This is a genomic window from Pseudomonas sp. 14P_8.1_Bac3, from assembly GCF_025466085.1.
Lineage (GTDB): Bacteria > Pseudomonadota > Gammaproteobacteria > Pseudomonadales > Pseudomonadaceae > Aquipseudomonas.
Map to the genome: position 1 here is coordinate 218,694 of NZ_JANLOD010000078.1, position 15,852 is coordinate 234,545.

Consider the following 15,852-nt stretch of genomic DNA (forward strand, 5'->3'; position numbering starts at 1 on the left):
AGGATCCTTCATCCTGGTGAGATTTATTTGTCAGGGGATTCTGGTTTTTCGCGTGCTGGATTTGCACGGGAGTTCGGCTGTTAGGGTGTCAGGGAAACCCTTAGTTAGATGACTGCGTGAGTCCGGAAATACGCGGGCACGTTTGGTTCGGTATTCCCATGACCGACGCGAGATTGCGATTCGACGATCCGCAATTTGGATTTACCACGCCTGCAGCGCGATTCTTTACCGTCGACTTTGACGACAATGTCATTTTCGGTATCCGCATGTCGCCGCAGATCGAGCCGCTGTTGCTCGATGACGCTTTAAAGGTAGCGCTGGATTTGCAAAACCAGTGGCGCGAAGGCGGATGGAGAATGGCCGGCAGGACACGGTATCCGCCCTTTGCCGATACGCCTGAATGGCGCGCACAGTTGCGCGACGTGAATAGAGGCGGATCGGTCTACTGGAAGGCTGGCAAAAAACATCAAGTCACCATGCACATGTACCGTTTCAAATACGACAGACGACCCGACGAAGAGCGCTACCTCATCACACTGTCGATCAGCAAGCCATGGACGCCATTCGCAGAAGATGGCGACGAAGGTGATCTCATTGAGCTGGATCCATCCATTCCGCTAACCCTCTTGTTTCCGAGTGGGACGAGGCGCACAGATAAGGTCAATTTGTAAGAAGTATCTGAAACCCCATTGGAGCATTGCCCATCAGGGAATTCTGATTTTCTGTTTGCTGGGTTCGCCTGATTTCGATGGTTGGTAGGGTGTAAGGAAGCCCTTAGATAGCCATATGAATCATGACCCAGTGTTTCAAAGAGCACCCCAGTGACAAGCAACGCCTCAACCACAACATCACACCCATCGCCGACTGTGAATGCAAAGAGGAGATGCTCTATGGCGTCAAGGCTCAAATTACCGAGGTGCCGATTCTTACCTGCGACTGCCTATGGCGGCACTACCAGCGCGCGGCGGAAGAGATCGTCGCGCCGGGCGGTGTGCTGATTGCCGACCCGGTCGAGCGCAATCGCGTGATCAACGCGGCCTATGCTCGCTTATGGCTGCACGATTCGCGGTTCCAATGGGCTGGGCTGGCGGCATTTGCTTCCAAGCAGGTCGGCTGCGGGTTGCTGCATGCGGCGGACAGTATTGAACTCATTCGCGAGGAACGTGAGGCTCGACAACGCACGCTCGGCCAGCGCCGTGGTCTCGGTCTGTATACGCCCGGCAGGCAGTCTGAGCATGCCGAGGCGATGCGCGACTATAAGGAAACGGCTGCCCGCAATCCTGTTCCCTCGGCGGACTTCCATTCAGTGGGGGAGGAGTTGTCGCTGGTGCAACAGCAGTTCCGTTATGTATACGACATGATGGCGTTGGGGAATACCACGCTGTTTCTGGATGTTTTTCCGTTGCATGAGTTTTATGCGAAGCGTGGTTTGAAAGAGTTGGAGAAGTGTTTAGGAGCGCGGGCGGGAATATTTGGGCATCCAAAGTTCCCAGTGCTTTGGCCGGTGGGGAGGGACAAGCTCGAATTCGGACAGGTTTACATCGAGATTTTGCTTGGCTTTGGGGCTATAGAAAACGGGGATATTGCCGGAAGTGTTGAGCATTTGGCGCGGCATGAGCAGATCAACATCCTCCAGCCGACGATTTACCAAGACCGTCAATTGGTGGCTTTATTGCGTGGCAACCATGCTTCCTATGTGACTGGTTTCCCCTCTGGCGTAGCCCAAGCGATTGAGTTGACCCTCACCAGTCAATGTGAGCGCGTCAAGGACGACCGCACCATCGGTTTCAGCAATAACCCTCTGGCGGACTTGTCGGATATACAGCAGCGCATGGCATTCGTGCTTAAGGCCGCAGCGCGTTTTGATCAAATGCTCGGTGATCAAAACCGTTCTGCGTTAGAACGTTCAATCAACGAAATCGCCATGAACGGTCTAGGGTTATGAGCCAGCGACCACGGTTATTCGGCTGGCGCTGCTGTGCGTGCCTTCTACTTATCGTTGCCTTGATATGGGCTGCCGTACATCAGTTGAGGCAACCGCTGTGGGATGAGCCTGAAATCGTTCTTGAGATGGGCGGAACGTATGAAGGCTTGCGCAAAAAATCTTCAGCACCCTTTAGTCCGGAAATACGCGGGCACATCTGGTCTGGTATTCCCATGACCGACGCAAAATTGCGATTCGTCGACTCGCAATTCGGGTTCACCACGCCTGCCGCGCGCTTCTTTAGCGTCGGATTCGACGACAACGTCATTTACAGCGTTCGCATGTCCCCGCAGATCGAGCCGCTACTGATCGATGACGCCCTTAAGGTAGTTCTCGACCTGCAAAACCAATGGCGTGAAAGAGGCTGGGTGGCCAAGGGGCTACGAGAAAATCCCACCATCGCGGACACCCCTGAGTGGCGGGCTTACTTGAGGAAAGGAATTCTTTCCGGGAGATCCTTTTGGCAGGCAGGCGATAAGTATCAGGCCATGCTGTTACTTGGGCGCTTCGAGGACTACCGGAATCCGACCGAAGAGCGCTACCTCATCACCCTTGCGCTCGCGAAACCCTGGGTGCCCTTCGATGAAATCGAAGACCTGTACAACGAGCCCAGCCACTTCCCCGCCCCACAACCCCGACAATAAAGGAGCTCCACCATGCCAACTCCCGCCTTCATGACCCTCCGGGGCGAGCGACAGGGCCTGATCAGCGGTGGCGCTTTCACCGAAGCCTCGGTGGGCAACACCTATCAAGTGGGACGTGAGGACAAGATCATGATCCAGGCCCTCAGCCATGGCATTTTCGTACCGAAAGGCGCTGGCGCCGGGCGTCGGATGCACAAGCCGCTGATCATCACCAAGGCCATCGACAGGGCGTCGCCGCTGATCAACGTCGCGTTGTGTGCCGGAGAATTGCTCAGCCAGTGCCGGGTCGAGTGGTATCGCACGTCGGCTCGCGGCGTGCAGGAGCATTTCTACACGATGGAGTTGGAGGACGCGCTGATCATCGGCGCCGAAGTGCTGATGCCGCATTGCCAGGATCCCGGCACCGCTCACCTCACTCAGTTGGAGAAGGTTCATTTCAGTTACCGGCGAATCTATTGGCGGCATGAAGTCAGTCGAACCATGGGTTGCGACGAGTGGCAAGAGGCTCAAGAATGAGGCTGGTTAATGAATTCGAGCTGACCGATCAGGAGCGCCAACATACCTGGCCCCGTGAAGAGGCGCTGGTGCTCGTGCGCCAGGCTTTGCAGGATCGCGAGCCCATTGAAGGACTGGTTCAGTTGCGTGCCGGCCTGCTGATCGATATCGACAGCGAGGTGCTGGATCTGATTGAACGGGGGGAGTGGCGCTTGATCAAGCCGGACGCTGACTACGCTGAATGGATAATGCCGAATCGTGCGTTTGACCCAAAGGTCATGGCGCTGATGCGAAATCCGCCCGTCCAGCCCTCAAGATCACCCACGCTCTTTCGCCTCTTGAACAGCGCGACGGGGGAGCCCTTGACCCATCGGAATTACACCGCGGCGGTGGATGGGGTCACTGCGCCGCGCAGAACCGACGGCGCCGGCATCGCTCATCTGTTTCTATCGCCTGGAGTCCAGCGAATTTCAATGGTGATCATCGGCGGTTGACAGCCGACCTTGCTCGAGTTCATGACCGGCGATCAGCGCCGTCACCTGACGCTAATTTATCCGGATAACCCGACGACGGGTGCCGGGCAAAGGCACGTTGTTGTATGGTTGTGGTCGAACCGATGAACTCAAGTGATTGAAAGGATATCGCCATGCTGGACTGGAAGAACCGCGCGGGCAGCGCGCCTGAACGTGCCGCTGAACCGAAATCGGCCACCCGCAGTTACATCGGTGGCCTGTTGTTCAGCCGGGCGCTGGCGACATTGATCGGCCTCTACCTGATTGTGACCATTGCGCTGGGCTGGTACTGGAGCCAGGAGCCGGCGCTGTTCCCGGTTCAACAAAATGCCCAGATGGCTGCCGAGCGGGAAGGCAAGCAGATGGTCGTTGGCTACACCACGGTGGAAACCCTCAAGACGGTCGCCGATACCTTGCTCACCAAACCGGGTGGCTACATCTCCAACGACCGTTTTCCGCCGGGCTTGTGGATGGATAACATGCCGAGCTGGGAATATGGGGTGCTGGTCCAGGTTCGCGACCTGACGCGTGCCTTGCGTAAAGACTTCGCCCGTTCGCAATCGCAATCGGCGGAAGATTCCGATCTGGCCAAGGCCGAGCCGCGTTTCAACTTCGACAATAAAAGCTGGGTGCTGCCATCCAGTGAGTCCGAATACCAGGAAGGCATCAACTCCCTGAGCCGTTACCAGGCGCGCCTGTCCGATCCGTCGCAGAAAAACGCGCTGTTTTACGCGCGCGCCGACAACCTGAACAACTGGCTGGGCGATGTGGGCACCCGTCTGGGCTCGCTGTCGCAGCGCCTGTCGGCCAGCGTCGGCCGGGTCAAGTTGAACACCGCGCTGAAGACCGAAGTCGTCACGCCAGGCCAGGTGCCGCAGGTGGACGAAGAAATCGTTGAAACCCCGTGGATGCAGATCGACAACGTGTTCTACGAGGCTCGCGGCCAGGCCTGGGCGCTGTCCCACTTGTTGCGCGCGATCGAAGTCGACTTCGCCGATGTGCTGGCGAAGAAGAACGCGACGGTCAGCGTTCGCCAGATCATTCGTGAGCTGGAGGCCTCGCAAGAGCCGGTGTGGAGCCCGATGATCCTGAACGGCAGCGGCTTCGGCGTGCTGGCCAACCACTCGCTGGTCATGGCCAACTATATTTCCCGGGCCAACGCGGCGGTGATCGATTTGCGTCAACTGCTCAATCAGGGCTGAGTCATGGTCGATAACGCCAGAGAGGCCGCCCACCGCGCGGCCTCCGATGCCGAACAGATTGCCTGGGTCGACGAGCAGGACAAGCTGCTCGGCGCCCTGGTCCGTTCCGATTTGCGCGAACGCGGGCTGATCGGACGCGGCACGTACATCATGCTGTTCAACTCCGCCGGGGAGCTGTGTGTGCACCGGCGCACGCTGAGCAAGGCGATTTATCCGGGTTACTGGGACGTGGCGGCGGGCGGCATGGTGCTCGCCACCGAGACGTACGCCGAATCCGCGGCTCGGGAGCTGGAAGAAGAGTTGGGCGTGAGCGGCGTGGAGCTGACCGCCCATGATCACTTTTTCTTCGAAGACACCGGGAATCGACTCTGGTGTTCGGCCTTTTCCGCGGTGTGGGACGGTCCGCTGATCCTGCAACCGGAGGAGGTGCTCGAAGCGCGCTTTATCCCCATCGATCAGGTGATGCTGGAAATCCAGCAAAAGCCTTACTGTCCGGACTCTTTGGCTGCGTTGAAGCGCTATCTCCGGGCTCGCGGGGAAGACGTCGCAAAAGAGGCATAAATTGGCGCCGATTGGCTCTTAGCAATCGGCGTTTTTGCCGTTACACTGCGCGACCTTTTCAAACTGAACCGGTATTGCTGTAACTGTAGGAGCGAGCTCGCTCGCGATGGACCTCAACGATAATGCGGGCATCCAGAATGAACGCGTCGTCCTTGAGTTCATCGCCAGCAAGCTCGCTCCTGCAGAGAAGATGCGTTTTGTCCGATGGACGTTAGCGTGTTTCGACAAAGCTCTGCCGTTTCAGTAGCGCTGCCCCTGCCTGAGTGGGGCTTCGCGGTCGATGGCACCTGCCCAGGTTGCCGCGACCAGTCTTTGTCCTCCCAAGAGGATTGCCGGTGGCCAAAAAAGCCGCATCCTTCGCCGCCCTTGGTGGCCTGGTATTTTCCACCGACGCAGGTCGTCATTGCCCGGGTTGCAGTCAACCGGTGGACGCCTGCATCTGCAAACAGACCGTTATCCCGGCCGGCGACGGCATCGCTCGCGTGCGTCGCGAGAGCAAGGGCCGTGGCGGCAAGACGGTGACGACCATCACCGGCGTGCCGCTGGCCGAAGACGCGCTCAAGGACTTGGCCACTACGTTGAAGAAACGCTGTGGCACCGGCGGCGCGTTGAAAGACGGCATCATTGAGATCCAGGGCGATCATGTCGAGCTACTCTTGGCCGAACTGATCAAGCTGGGTTTCAAGGCAAAGAAGTCCGGCGGCTAGCAGCCTCTGTGAAAACCACCCCCGGCTCGATCCGGTCCCGATGCAACCCGGGTCCGGCGTCGCCTACATGGTTTTCACAGAGCCTGTTCCTGACCGGTTTCTAAACTCACTGCGGTCAGCGAGGTCTATCCCTCGTTGACGAACCGTCATTTTCATCCTTTAGACTGCGCCGGCCTGAACCCAGGCGACGCTCTATGACTTCTTTATAGGGGACTTCAATGTCCGTACGACGCACACGCAAAGACGATGGCAGCCAATGGACAGTTGCGGACAGCCGCAGTGTTTACGGGATTCGCCATTGGGGGGCCGGGTATTTCGCGATCAATGACGCCGGTCGCGTCGAGGTTCGTCCGAACGGTCCGACCAGTTCGCCTATCGACCTGTTCGAGCAAGTCGACCAGCTGCGCAAAAGCGGCCTGTCCTTGCCGTTGCTGGTGCGCTTCCCCGACATTTTGCAAGACCGCGTGCGTCAGCTGACCGGCGCCTTCGACGCCAACATCGAGCGCCTGGAATACCAGAGCAAATACACAGCGCTGTACCCGATCAAGGTCAACCAGCAGGAAGCGGTGATCGAAAACATCATCGCCACGCAGAACGTGTCCATCGGCCTGGAGGCCGGCTCCAAGCCCGAGCTGCTGGCCGTGCTGGCCCTGGCACCGAAGGGCGGCACCATCGTCTGCAACGGTTACAAGGACCGTGAGTTCATCCGTCTGGCGCTGATGGGCCAGAAGCTGGGTCACAACGTGTTCATCGTGATCGAGAAAGAATCCGAAGTGGAGCTGGTGATCGAAGAAGCCGCCTCCCTCAAGGTCAAGCCTCAGGTCGGTCTGCGTGTGCGTCTGTCGTCGTTGGCCTCGTCCAAATGGGCGGACACTGGCGGCGAAAAATCCAAGTTCGGTCTGTCAGCGGCGCAACTGCTGTCGGTGGTCGAGCGTTTCCGCGCGGCAGGCCTGGATCAGGGCATTCGCCTGCTGCACTTCCACATGGGTTCGCAGATCGCCAATCTGGCGGACTACCAGCATGGCTTCAAGGAAGCGATTCGTTATTACGGCGAACTGCGCAACCTCGGCCTGCCGGTGGACCACATCGACGTCGGTGGCGGTCTGGGTGTCGACTACGACGGTACCCACTCGCGCAACGCCAGTTCGATCAACTACGACATGGACGATTACGCCGGTGTCGTGGTCGGGATGCTCAAGGAGTTCTGCGACGCGCAGAGCCTGCCGCACCCGAACATCTTCTCCGAAAGCGGCCGCTCGCTGACCGCGCACCACGCCATGCTGGTGGTGCAGGTGACCGACGTCGAGAAACACAACGACGACGTGCCGCAGATCGACAACAAGGAAGCGCTGCCGGAAACCGTGCAGTGGCTGGTGGACCTGCTCGGCCCGACCGACATCGAAATGGTCACCGAAACCTACTGGCGTGCCACGCACTACATGAGCGATGTCGCCACCCAGTACGCCGACGGCAAGCTGACCCTGGCGGAAAAAGCCCTGGCCGAGCAATGCTACTTCGCCGTGTGCCGTCGCCTGCACAACTCGTTGAAGGCGCGTCAGCGTTCGCACCGCCAGGTGCTCGACGAACTCAATGACAAACTGGCCGACAAGTACATCTGCAACTTCTCGGTGTTCCAGAGCCTGCCGGACACCTGGGCCATCGGCCAGGTCCTGCCGATCCTGCCGCTGCACCGTCTCGACGAAGAGCCGCTGCGTCGCGCGGTGCTGCAGGACTTGACCTGTGACTCCGACGGCAAGATCAAGCAATACGTCGACGAGCAGAGCATCGAAACCAGTCTGCCGGTACACGCCCTGAATGAAGGCGAGGACTACCTGCTGGGGATCTTCCTGGTCGGCGCCTATCAGGAAATTCTCGGCGACATGCACAACCTGTTCGGTGACACCGACTCGGTGAACATCTACCAGAATGCCGACGGCAGCGTGTACCACGCGGGTATCGAAACCCACGACACCATCGAAGACATGCTGCGTTACGTGCATTTGTCGCCGGAAGAGCTGATGACCCACTACCGCGACAAGTGCGCCAGCGCCCGCATCACCGCCGCCGAACGTACCCAGTTCCTCGACGCCCTGCGCCTGGGCCTGACCCGTTCGTCTTACCTGTCTTCCTGAGGTCAGTCGCCGTTCTCATCAGGTTGTCTGAAAATGTACCGCGAGCTGCGGAAATTTCGGATGACCTGGTGCGTCGGTTCTCTATTTTTCCGCGAAGTTGCCCTCAGTCCTGCCTATCAAAGTCATATCGTCTTCTTTTCTCGTAGGCCATTTCCTAAGTTGTACTTCGGCACTCTACTCGGCCATGTCTCTCGGCGAGAATCCCCGGCCGCCCCTCCTGTAGAGAATCGCCGATGTTCGAGCCAGCCAACGAACCGTCATTTCGTCTGGATGTAGCCGGTCTGCCTGACCCTTTCGAAGTCCTGGCCTTTACCGGTAGAGAAGCGATCAGCGAGCCCTTCGTGTTCGACGTGGATCTGCTGATCAATGACCCGACGCTCGACCTTGCCAGCCTGCTGTACCGTTCGGCCGTTTTGCACTTGGCGTCGGACGGCAGCGCAGTGCAGGGTCAATTGCATGAACTCGTCCAGCGTGACCACGGCCCGACCGTCAGGCTGTGCCACGTGCGCCTGGGGCCCCGGCTGGCTTGCCTGGCCCAGCGTTTCAGCCAGCGGATCTTCAATGCGCTGTCGGTGCCTGAGATCATCAGTCAGGTGCTCAGGGAGCACGGCATTGTCGGCAGACATCGGCGTTTCGAGCTGAGTGGCGATTACCCGCCCCGAAATTTCTGTACGCAATATCGGGAATCGGATTTGCAGTTTCTCCAGCGCCTGTGTGCCCAGGAGCGCCTGCACTACCACTTCGAGCACGATGTGCACGGACACTGCGTGGTGTTTGGTGATGGTCACGGGCGTTTCCGTCCTGGCGCGAGCGCACCGTTCCGGGTCGATGGCGGGCCACCCGCGGTGCGGCAATTCCAGCGGCAAGCGGGGCAACGTACCGCGCCGAGTGCCGAAGGGCGCAGCGACCTGCCGATGCTGCGCAGCGGCCAGCTGATGTCCTTGCACGACCATCCGGTCGCCGACTGGAATCACCTGTGGCTGCTGACCCATGTCGAACATCAGGGCAGGCAGGACCCCCTGGTGCCCTACAGCAACCAGATCCGCGCGATTCATTGGGAGGCTGCCTTCGTCCCGCCCCAGTGTGCGGTGAAGCCGCGGATGCACAGCCTGCAGCGCGCCTGGGTGGTCGATGTCGACGAGCCTCGGCCGGATCCTTCGAGGCCGGTGGCGGTGCAGTTTGACTGGCTCTATCAGGGCGAGGGCGCGGCCCCCAGCTATTGCTGGCTGCCGCTGGCCGCCGAGCTGGAAGAGCCGGCGCTGACGGAGGGCACCGAGGTGGTGGTGAGTTTCATCGAGGGCGATCCGGACCAGCCGCTGATTTGCGGATTTCTGCCCAACCCGACGACGGCGGCCGAGGACGAGGTGCCCGGGCCGACCGAAGACGGCTCGCCCGAGGCCGGGTTGCTGGAACTCCTGCGCACGGGCGAGCCCTTGATATTGTTGTGCCTGTTGCCCGGCGGCGGCAGCTTCAGCCATTGCACCGAGGCGCTGTGCACCTGTCGGGCGCTGTCGGGGTTTGGCCAGAGCGGTGCGGCATGATCGGCGCGCCACCGCAATGGCTGTTGCTGGATGTACCGGGCGCGCCTCAAGCGAAAGCACTGCTGCAACAGACGTTCCCCCAGGCCCGGTGTTTCTGGTTGTTCGAGGACACGGAGCTGCAGGCGTTGCGCGAAGACGGTCCGGCGCTGATCGACCTGCGCACCTGCCCGGCCCTGGCGGAGTCATGCTACAGCCAGACGCAGGTCTGGCGGGGTCTGTTGATCGTCAGCGAAGCGTCGTCCTCGCAGTTGCTGGAGCATTTGCGCCGCATGCTCACCGTCACGATCGGGCTGCATCATCGGGCCGTACTGAGCTATTACAACCCCAACACGGCCAGTTACTTTTTCGATGCCTGCGATGCGCTGGAGTTGAGCCGCTGGCTGGGGCCTATCAACCGGTTGCACTGGTTCGGCGGAACTTGGGCCGACCGGGCGATTGGCAGCCAGGGCTGGCAGCACTTGCTCAACCCGGAACTCGCGGTCAGTCCGCTGGCTGTCGAAGAAAGCCTCAGCCCGCGCCAGCGGGAAAAGCTGCAAACCTGCCTGCTGGAACAGCATGCCTGGCACTGGAACCAGGCCACCGGAACCGATTACCACCGCTTGTGGGCCCATGTGCAGGAAGGGCTGATGCTGGGCTTTCGCGAACGACCGGTGCTCGATGGCTGGTTGTGGCTACGCTTGCAGTACCCGCGGGCTTCGCTGGTGCAGCCGTTGTCGGGACGCACGCAGCAGGAACGCCTCGAAAACCTGCGCAATCGCTGGCAGAACGATCAACCTTGAACACGGGAATCAATATCAATGGCCAGCACGCTCCGGCGCCTGTTCAGCCTGGCAATCGGCGGGTGTTTGCTGTTCGCGATGACGGCATGCTCGCCCCTGAAAATGCTGAATGCCTTGACCCCCGACGGCAGTTTCGACAAGACCGAAGGCATTGCCTACGGGAGCGATCCGCGGCAAAAACTCGATGTGTATGTGCCGCGCCATCCCATGGAAGGCGCTCCGGTGGTGGTATTTTTCTATGGTGGCAGCTGGAACAGCGGCTCGCGCAGCGATTACGGTTTTGTTGGTGAGGCGTTGGCGTCCCGGGGGATGGTGGCGGTGCTGGCGGATTATCGGTTGTACCCGCAGGTGCGTTACCCGCTGTTCCTGGAAGATAACGCGCAGGCCGTCGCCTGGACGCACGAGCACATTCGCCAGTTTTCCGGAAATCCGCAGCGGTTGTACCTGATGGGGCACAGCTCCGGGGCGTACAACGCAGCGATGCTGGCGCTGGACCCCGGTTTGCTGGGGGCGGTGGGCCTGTCACCGCACAATCTCAGCGGCTGGATCGGCCTGGCCGGACCGTACGATTTTCTGCCGATCGAAAATCGGCAAGTGCGCCCGGTGTTTTTCTGGCCGGATTCCCCGCCGCAGTCACAGCCGATCAATCACATCAGTCGCGGCGCGCCACCGGCCTTGTTGATGGCGGCGACGGACGACGATCTGGTCAACCCGACGCGCAACACCGGTGGCCTGGCGCGCAAGTTGCGCGAGGCCGGCGTGCCGGTGCAGGACCTGTATTTCTCGCGCCCCGGCCATGCCACGCTGGTGGCGACGCTGTCACGACCGATGCGTGGTCTGGCGCCGGTGCTGGATCAGGTTACGGCATTCGTGAAGGCGACGCCGGTCAGTGAACCCGCCCTGTGAACCAGCCGTCGTTACGACGCAACAGCCAGGCAATCACGCCGAGGGTCAGGCTGCGCAGGACCATGAACAACAGGAACGTTATCCACAGCCCGTGATTGCCCAACCCTTGCAGGGCCCAGGCAAACGGCAACAACAGCAATACCGTGAGCAACATGCCGTTGCGCATTTCCCGGGCGCGGGTCGCGCCGATGAACAGGCCGTCGAGCAGGTAGCTCCACACCGCAATCAACGGCAGGGCCGCCAGGTAAGGCAGGTAAATGAAGGCCGTGTCGCGCACGCTCTGGATATCGGTCTGCATCTCGATAAACAGGTGCCCGGCGAACAGAAACAGCACGGCAAAACCCAGGCTCGCCAGCAACGACCAGCCACAGGCAACCACCAGTGAACGGCGCAGGGCATCCCGGTCGCGCGCGCCAATCGCGTGCCCGCACAGCGCCTCCACGGCGTGGGCCAGGCCATCGAGTGCGTGAGCGGTCAGCAGCAGTCCGTTGAGCAGCAAGGCATTGGCGGCGACGGTGGCATCCCCCAGGCGCGCGCCTTGTACGGTGATCAGGAAGAACACCGATTGCAGCAACAGGCTACGAATGAAGATGTCGCGGTTGACGGCCAGCAACGGTCGCCAGCTCTGCCACAACGCGAGCGCCGCCCAGGCGATGTGGCCGGGGTAGGCGCGCAGGGCTTTGCGGGTCATCAGCAGGCCGATCAGCGCGCCGGTCCATTCGGCGATCACCGAGGCCCGGGCGGCGCCGACCACACCCCATTCCAGGCCGAGGACAAACCATAGGTTCAGCGCGATGTTGACCAGGTTGGTGCTCAGCAAAATCGCCAGCGGCGCCCGTGCATTCTGCGTACCGAGAAACCAGCCGACCAAGGCATAACTGGCCAGCGCGGCGGGCAGGCCGAACAGACGCGTGTGGAAAAATTCGCGGGTCAGTTGATCCAGCTCGGCCGACGGTTGCATGAAGTGCAGGGCGACCCCGCTCAACGGGATGCCTAGCGCACCCAGGGCGATGGCCAGCCCCATGGCCAGCAACAGCCCCTGCAACAGAATTTGCCGCAGCGCCGCCCCATCGCCGCGGCCGGCGGCCTGGGCGGCGAACCCGGTGGAGCCCATGCGCAGAAAGCCCATGGCCCAGGCGAGAAAGGTATACAGGCTGGCCCCGACCGCCACGGCGCCCAGTTGATGGGCATGGGGCAAGTGGCCGATGACCGTGCTGTCGACCAGCGCCACCAGCGGCACGGAGATGTTCGAGAGAATCATGGGCGCGGCGAGCGCCCAGACCCGGCGATGGGTCGGGCGGTCGCGCCAGTCGGCAATCAGGTTGGACATGCGGGCTCCTTGAGGAGCGAGCATTGTAACGACACCGGTTGATTGTGGGAGCGGGCTGGCTCGCGAAGACGGTGTGCCTGACACATTGATGTTGGACGTGCCGGCGCTTTCGCGAGCGAGCCCGCTCCCACAGGTGTCAGTGGATGATCCAGCTCAGCAGCCACAACCCCAGCAGCAACCAGATGATCCCCATGATGATCGACGCATTCATGAACGCGCGGATCGCCGACCACAGCAGCATCAGTCCGAGAATCAAGGCGATGATGCTGATGATCGAAGTGTCCATGCCCAGCGCCCGGGACAACCCGTCGACAAAGTTGCCACCCGCGTGGCTCAACAGATTGAACAGGCCGCTGAGGGCGTCAACGATAAAACGGATGACCGAACCGAGTGCCTGCCCGAGCCATTCGAAAAAGCTTTCTACCTGCATGTCGTTAACGTCCTGATGTAAGTGGTTGAGCCTTGGGCCATGAATCGCGGTGGCGAGTTCCTTGCAGGCGTCGAGCTTGCTCGCGAAAGCGGTGGGACAGCCACCCCTAATATCGCATTTTTTACCCCTTCCACTCGAGCCAGCCCAGCCTATGCGGTCAACGCCACTTGCCATACCCGGCCATCCCCCCGAAGCTATACGCCTTCAGGAGAGCCCGATGAACCTTGTTGAACTGACCGAACGCCTGCACGCCATCCGTGACCGCAATGACTGGCGGCCATTTCACAGCCCGAAAAACCTGGCCATGGCCGCGAGCGTGGAAATGTCCGAACTGGTGGAAATTTTCCAGTGGCTGACCGAAGACCAGTCCCGCCAGCTGCCGGCCGACAAACTGGCCCACGCCGGGCAGGAGGTCGGCGACATCGTCCTGTACCTGCTGTTGCTGTGCAGCGAGTTGGGGCTGGACATGAACGAAGTGGTGCGCAGCAAGCTCGCGGACAGTGAACGGAGGTTCAGCTGATGAGCGACCGGCATTTCGATCAACTGGCGACCCGTTTCGCCGAAAAGATCTACGGCGGCGCCAAAGGCGCGATCCGCCTGGCGGTGCTGCAAGCTGACCTGGCAGAAACCCTGCCGGACCGACCGTTGCGCGTGCTCGATATCGGCGCCGGCCTGGGCCACATGTCGTTATGGCTGGCCCAGCGTGGTCATGACGTCACCCTGGCGGAACCGGCCGAGCCGATGCTCGAAGGCGCCCGCCAGCGTTTCGCCGAGGCCGGACAGCGCGCAACGTTCATTCAGGCACCGTGGCAGGAACTGCTTGGCCAACTGACCGAACCCTACGACCTGGTGCTGTGCCACGCGGTGCTGGAATGGCTGGCCGAACCCCATGCGATTCTTCCTGTCCTGCATCAGCTGACCCAGCCGGGCGGCTGGTTGTCCCTGGCTTTCTACAACCGTGATGCGTTGATCTACCGCAACCTGCTCAAAGGCCACTTCCGCAAGATGCGCAAGAACGACATGGCCGGTGAAAAGCAGAGCCTGACCCCGCAAAAGCCCCTCGACCCACGTGAATTGTCGGCGCAACTTGAAGGCTTGTGGCAGGTCGAAACCCAGAGCGGGGTGCGTGTTTTTCACGACTACATGCCGGTGGAATTCCAGGCCCGCGCCGAACTGGTGGACTTGCTCGAAATGGAACTGGCCCACCGGCGTCACCCAAGCTTTGCCGGACTTGGGCGCTACTTGCACTGGATCTGTCGGCCGGTCTGATCGGAGCGCGAAATGAAAAGTCGTTCAGGGTTACTGGTGATCTGTCTGGGATTGGCGGCCTGCCAGGGCAGCAATCCCTACGTGGCAAGCTCCAAGCCCTTGCCACCGGCGCCGCCGCAAGCGGCCAGCACCTTCGACCGCAGCGCCTACCCGGCGCCCCCTCGCGACTACGGTCGCTACCGCAGCTGGGCCTGGCTCGACGGGCGCCTGCCGCCAGGCACGGCGTGGGCGGACTCGGCGCAAGTCGCCGAAGCGGTGAGCAATGCCCTGGACCAGCGCGGCCTGCGTCCGCTGCATGACAATCGCCCGGCGGACCTGTTCGTCAGCGCCAACCTGCATCTGGAAACCCGTTTGCGTCAGGTCCAGGACGACTACGGTTACTACGGCGGGGGTTATGGCGGTTACAACCGCTACGGCAGCGGCTACGGCATGTACAACACGGTGCCGATCGTCCGCACCTATTCGGAACAGGTCGTGGTGGTGCGGGTGGACATGTTTGACGCGCAAAGCGGTCAGCCGGTCTGGAGTGCGAGCGCCGAAACCGCCAACAAGGGCAGCCAGAGCGCGCGCGCCGATGCGATTCGGGAGGCTGTGGAAAAGGCCATGTCGGCGTATCCTCCCAGTTAGCTTCTGTGGATAAGAAGCATTCCGCAGGTTCATGTCTTCAATCGGAGAATCATCATGTTCCGCCGTCTCGCTTTACTGGCCATTGCCGTGCTGCTCAGTGCCTGTGCGGGCAACCAGGTCAATCATGATTTCGACGCCAGCCGCGACTTCGCCGCCTACCGCAGCTGGAGCTGGAAAGAACCCGCGCTGCAATATCGCCCCGATGACCCACGGATCAAAAGTGACCTGACCGAGCAGCGCATCCGCCAGTCGGTGTCGGATCAGCTGGATCAACGCGGTCTGCGCCCGGCTGCGGCGGGCAGCAAGGGCAATCTGTTTGTACAAACCTACCTGATCGTCGAAGACCGCCAGCAACAAGTCACCACCAACTACGGCGGTGGTTGGGGTGGCCCATGGAATGGCTACTGGGGTGGGCCGATGTACAACGAAACCCGCAACATCACTTACAAAGTGGCAATCATCCAGATCGACCTGCTCGACGGCAAGGACGGCAAGCTGGTGTGGCGCGGCAGCGACGAACAGATCCTCAGCCGCTCACCGAACCCGTCGGATCGCAGCAATGCGATACGCGAAACGGTCGGGCGCATCCTCGCCAATTACCCACCCAGATAAAAACTCGGCACGACCCTGTGGGAGCGGGCTTGCTCGCGAAAGCGGAGTGTCAGCTGACACAGGTGTCGCCTGGCACTCCGCATTCGCGAGCAAGCCCGCTCCCACAGGGTTTTTTCTGGTT

18 protein-coding genes are annotated in these 15,852 nt (G+C 60.9%); 16 read left to right on the plus strand and 2 right to left on the minus strand.

Going from position 1 to position 15,852, the window contains the following annotated elements; translation table 11 throughout:
- Positions 1 to 158 precede the first annotated feature (158 nt).
- From NTD84_RS29520 to NTD84_RS29575, 12 genes are all read left to right on the plus strand, one after another.
- Positions 159 to 671 (plus strand): hypothetical protein, encoded by a 513-nt coding sequence (locus NTD84_RS29520; RefSeq protein ID WP_315975583.1) that lies wholly within the window; start codon positions 159 to 161, stop codon positions 669 to 671.
- 122 nt (positions 672 to 793) lie between these two features.
- Positions 794 to 1,945 carry a DUF2515 family protein gene (locus NTD84_RS29525; protein ID WP_262172583.1) on the plus strand — a complete coding sequence of 384 codons (1,152 nt, stop codon included), beginning with the start codon at positions 794 to 796 and terminating at the stop codon, positions 1,943 to 1,945.
- Positions 1,942 to 2,628: a hypothetical protein gene (locus NTD84_RS29530; protein ID WP_262172584.1), complete on the plus strand. Its 687-nt coding sequence runs from the start codon at positions 1,942 to 1,944 to the stop codon at positions 2,626 to 2,628. Before NTD84_RS29525 ends, NTD84_RS29530 begins: the two co-directional genes overlap by 4 nt.
- Positions 2,629 to 2,640: 12 nt before the next feature.
- Positions 2,641 to 3,144 (plus strand): Hcp family type VI secretion system effector, encoded by a 504-nt coding sequence (locus tag NTD84_RS29535; RefSeq protein ID WP_262172585.1) that lies wholly within the window; start codon positions 2,641 to 2,643, stop codon positions 3,142 to 3,144.
- The gene (locus NTD84_RS29540; RefSeq protein ID WP_262172586.1) at positions 3,141 to 3,617 is read left to right on the plus strand and encodes a hypothetical protein; all 477 of its coding nucleotides are present in this window, start codon (positions 3,141 to 3,143) and stop codon (positions 3,615 to 3,617) included. Before NTD84_RS29535 ends, NTD84_RS29540 begins: the two co-directional genes overlap by 4 nt.
- 152 nt (positions 3,618 to 3,769) lie before the next feature.
- Positions 3,770 to 4,837 carry a DUF2333 family protein gene (locus NTD84_RS29545; RefSeq protein ID WP_262172587.1) on the plus strand — a complete coding sequence of 356 codons (1,068 nt, stop codon included), beginning with the start codon at positions 3,770 to 3,772 and terminating at the stop codon, positions 4,835 to 4,837.
- Positions 4,838 to 4,840: 3 nt separating this feature from the next.
- Positions 4,841 to 5,398 carry an NUDIX hydrolase gene (locus NTD84_RS29550; RefSeq protein WP_262172588.1) on the plus strand — a complete coding sequence of 186 codons (558 nt, stop codon included), beginning with the start codon at positions 4,841 to 4,843 and terminating at the stop codon, positions 5,396 to 5,398.
- 335 nt (positions 5,399 to 5,733) lie between these two features.
- Entirely contained in the window at positions 5,734 to 6,105 is a 372-nt protein-coding gene (locus NTD84_RS29555) for a translation initiation factor Sui1 (RefSeq protein WP_262172589.1), read from the plus strand.
- Between the two features lie 218 nt (positions 6,106 to 6,323).
- Positions 6,324 to 8,237 carry an arginine decarboxylase gene (gene speA / locus NTD84_RS29560; protein WP_262172590.1) on the plus strand — a complete coding sequence of 638 codons (1,914 nt, stop codon included), beginning with the start codon at positions 6,324 to 6,326 and terminating at the stop codon, positions 8,235 to 8,237.
- Positions 8,238 to 8,470: 233 nt separating this feature from the next.
- The gene (locus NTD84_RS29565) at positions 8,471 to 9,778 is read left to right on the plus strand and encodes a contractile injection system protein, VgrG/Pvc8 family (RefSeq protein ID WP_262172591.1); all 1,308 of its coding nucleotides are present in this window, start codon (positions 8,471 to 8,473) and stop codon (positions 9,776 to 9,778) included.
- The gene (locus tag NTD84_RS29570) at positions 9,775 to 10,557 is read left to right on the plus strand and encodes a DUF4123 domain-containing protein (protein ID WP_262172592.1); all 783 of its coding nucleotides are present in this window, start codon (positions 9,775 to 9,777) and stop codon (positions 10,555 to 10,557) included. Before NTD84_RS29565 ends, NTD84_RS29570 begins: the two co-directional genes overlap by 4 nt.
- Before the next feature lie 18 nt (positions 10,558 to 10,575).
- Entirely contained in the window at positions 10,576 to 11,463 is an 888-nt protein-coding gene (locus NTD84_RS29575) for an alpha/beta hydrolase (RefSeq protein ID WP_262172593.1), read from the plus strand.
- Here NTD84_RS29575 and NTD84_RS29580 read toward each other — a convergent pair.
- Complete coding sequence (locus NTD84_RS29580) at positions 11,444 to 12,793, minus strand: MATE family efflux transporter (RefSeq protein ID WP_262172594.1); 1,350 nt, start codon at positions 12,791 to 12,793, stop codon at positions 11,444 to 11,446. The two genes, NTD84_RS29575 and NTD84_RS29580, sit on opposite strands and share 20 nt — an antisense overlap.
- 136 nt (positions 12,794 to 12,929) lie before the next feature.
- Positions 12,930 to 13,223 (minus strand): hypothetical protein, encoded by a 294-nt coding sequence (locus NTD84_RS29585; RefSeq protein ID WP_262172595.1) that lies wholly within the window; start codon positions 13,221 to 13,223, stop codon positions 12,930 to 12,932.
- Between the two features lie 217 nt (positions 13,224 to 13,440).
- On the opposite strand from NTD84_RS29585, the gene NTD84_RS29590 reads away from it, so the two are divergent.
- From NTD84_RS29590 to NTD84_RS29605, 4 genes are read left to right on the plus strand one after another with little or no spacing between them, the layout of a single operon-like run.
- On the plus strand, positions 13,441 to 13,743 hold the full coding sequence (locus NTD84_RS29590; RefSeq protein WP_130206432.1) for a MazG-like family protein: 303 nt from the start codon (positions 13,441 to 13,443) through the stop codon (positions 13,741 to 13,743).
- Complete coding sequence (locus tag NTD84_RS29595; RefSeq protein ID WP_262172596.1) at positions 13,743 to 14,492, plus strand: methyltransferase domain-containing protein; 750 nt, start codon at positions 13,743 to 13,745, stop codon at positions 14,490 to 14,492. Before NTD84_RS29590 ends, NTD84_RS29595 begins: the two co-directional genes overlap by 1 nt.
- 12 nt (positions 14,493 to 14,504) lie before the next feature.
- Entirely contained in the window at positions 14,505 to 15,119 is a 615-nt protein-coding gene (locus NTD84_RS29600) for a DUF4136 domain-containing protein (RefSeq protein ID WP_262172597.1), read from the plus strand.
- Positions 15,120 to 15,173: 54 nt separating this feature from the next.
- The gene (locus NTD84_RS29605; protein ID WP_262172598.1) at positions 15,174 to 15,731 is read left to right on the plus strand and encodes a DUF4136 domain-containing protein; all 558 of its coding nucleotides are present in this window, start codon (positions 15,174 to 15,176) and stop codon (positions 15,729 to 15,731) included.
- Positions 15,732 to 15,852: the final 121 nt, after the last annotated feature.

Bases quoted from the DNA above. Each gene is read 5' to 3' on its own strand.
- NTD84_RS29520 (WP_315975583.1), top strand. From the start codon at position 159: ATGACCGACGCGAGATTGCGATTCGACGATCCGCAATTTGGATTTACC.
- NTD84_RS29525 (WP_262172583.1), top strand. From the start codon at position 794: ATGACCCAGTGTTTCAAAGAGCACCCCAGTGACAAGCAACGCCTCAAC.
- NTD84_RS29530 (WP_262172584.1), top strand. From the start codon at position 1,942: ATGAGCCAGCGACCACGGTTATTCGGCTGGCGCTGCTGTGCGTGCCTT.
- NTD84_RS29535 (WP_262172585.1), top strand. From the start codon at position 2,641: ATGCCAACTCCCGCCTTCATGACCCTCCGGGGCGAGCGACAGGGCCTG.
- NTD84_RS29540 (WP_262172586.1), top strand. From the start codon at position 3,141: ATGAGGCTGGTTAATGAATTCGAGCTGACCGATCAGGAGCGCCAACAT.
- NTD84_RS29545 (WP_262172587.1), top strand. From the start codon at position 3,770: ATGCTGGACTGGAAGAACCGCGCGGGCAGCGCGCCTGAACGTGCCGCT.
- NTD84_RS29550 (WP_262172588.1), top strand. From the start codon at position 4,841: ATGGTCGATAACGCCAGAGAGGCCGCCCACCGCGCGGCCTCCGATGCC.
- speA (WP_262172590.1), top strand. From the start codon at position 6,324: ATGTCCGTACGACGCACACGCAAAGACGATGGCAGCCAATGGACAGTT.
- NTD84_RS29565 (WP_262172591.1), top strand. From the start codon at position 8,471: ATGTTCGAGCCAGCCAACGAACCGTCATTTCGTCTGGATGTAGCCGGT.
- NTD84_RS29570 (WP_262172592.1), top strand. From the start codon at position 9,775: ATGATCGGCGCGCCACCGCAATGGCTGTTGCTGGATGTACCGGGCGCG.
- NTD84_RS29575 (WP_262172593.1), top strand. From the start codon at position 10,576: ATGGCCAGCACGCTCCGGCGCCTGTTCAGCCTGGCAATCGGCGGGTGT.
- NTD84_RS29580 (WP_262172594.1), bottom strand. From the start codon at position 12,793: ATGTCCAACCTGATTGCCGACTGGCGCGACCGCCCGACCCATCGCCGG.
- NTD84_RS29585 (WP_262172595.1), bottom strand. From the start codon at position 13,223: ATGCAGGTAGAAAGCTTTTTCGAATGGCTCGGGCAGGCACTCGGTTCG.
- NTD84_RS29590 (WP_130206432.1), top strand. From the start codon at position 13,441: ATGAACCTTGTTGAACTGACCGAACGCCTGCACGCCATCCGTGACCGC.
- NTD84_RS29595 (WP_262172596.1), top strand. From the start codon at position 13,743: ATGAGCGACCGGCATTTCGATCAACTGGCGACCCGTTTCGCCGAAAAG.
- NTD84_RS29600 (WP_262172597.1), top strand. From the start codon at position 14,505: ATGAAAAGTCGTTCAGGGTTACTGGTGATCTGTCTGGGATTGGCGGCC.
- NTD84_RS29605 (WP_262172598.1), top strand. From the start codon at position 15,174: ATGTTCCGCCGTCTCGCTTTACTGGCCATTGCCGTGCTGCTCAGTGCC.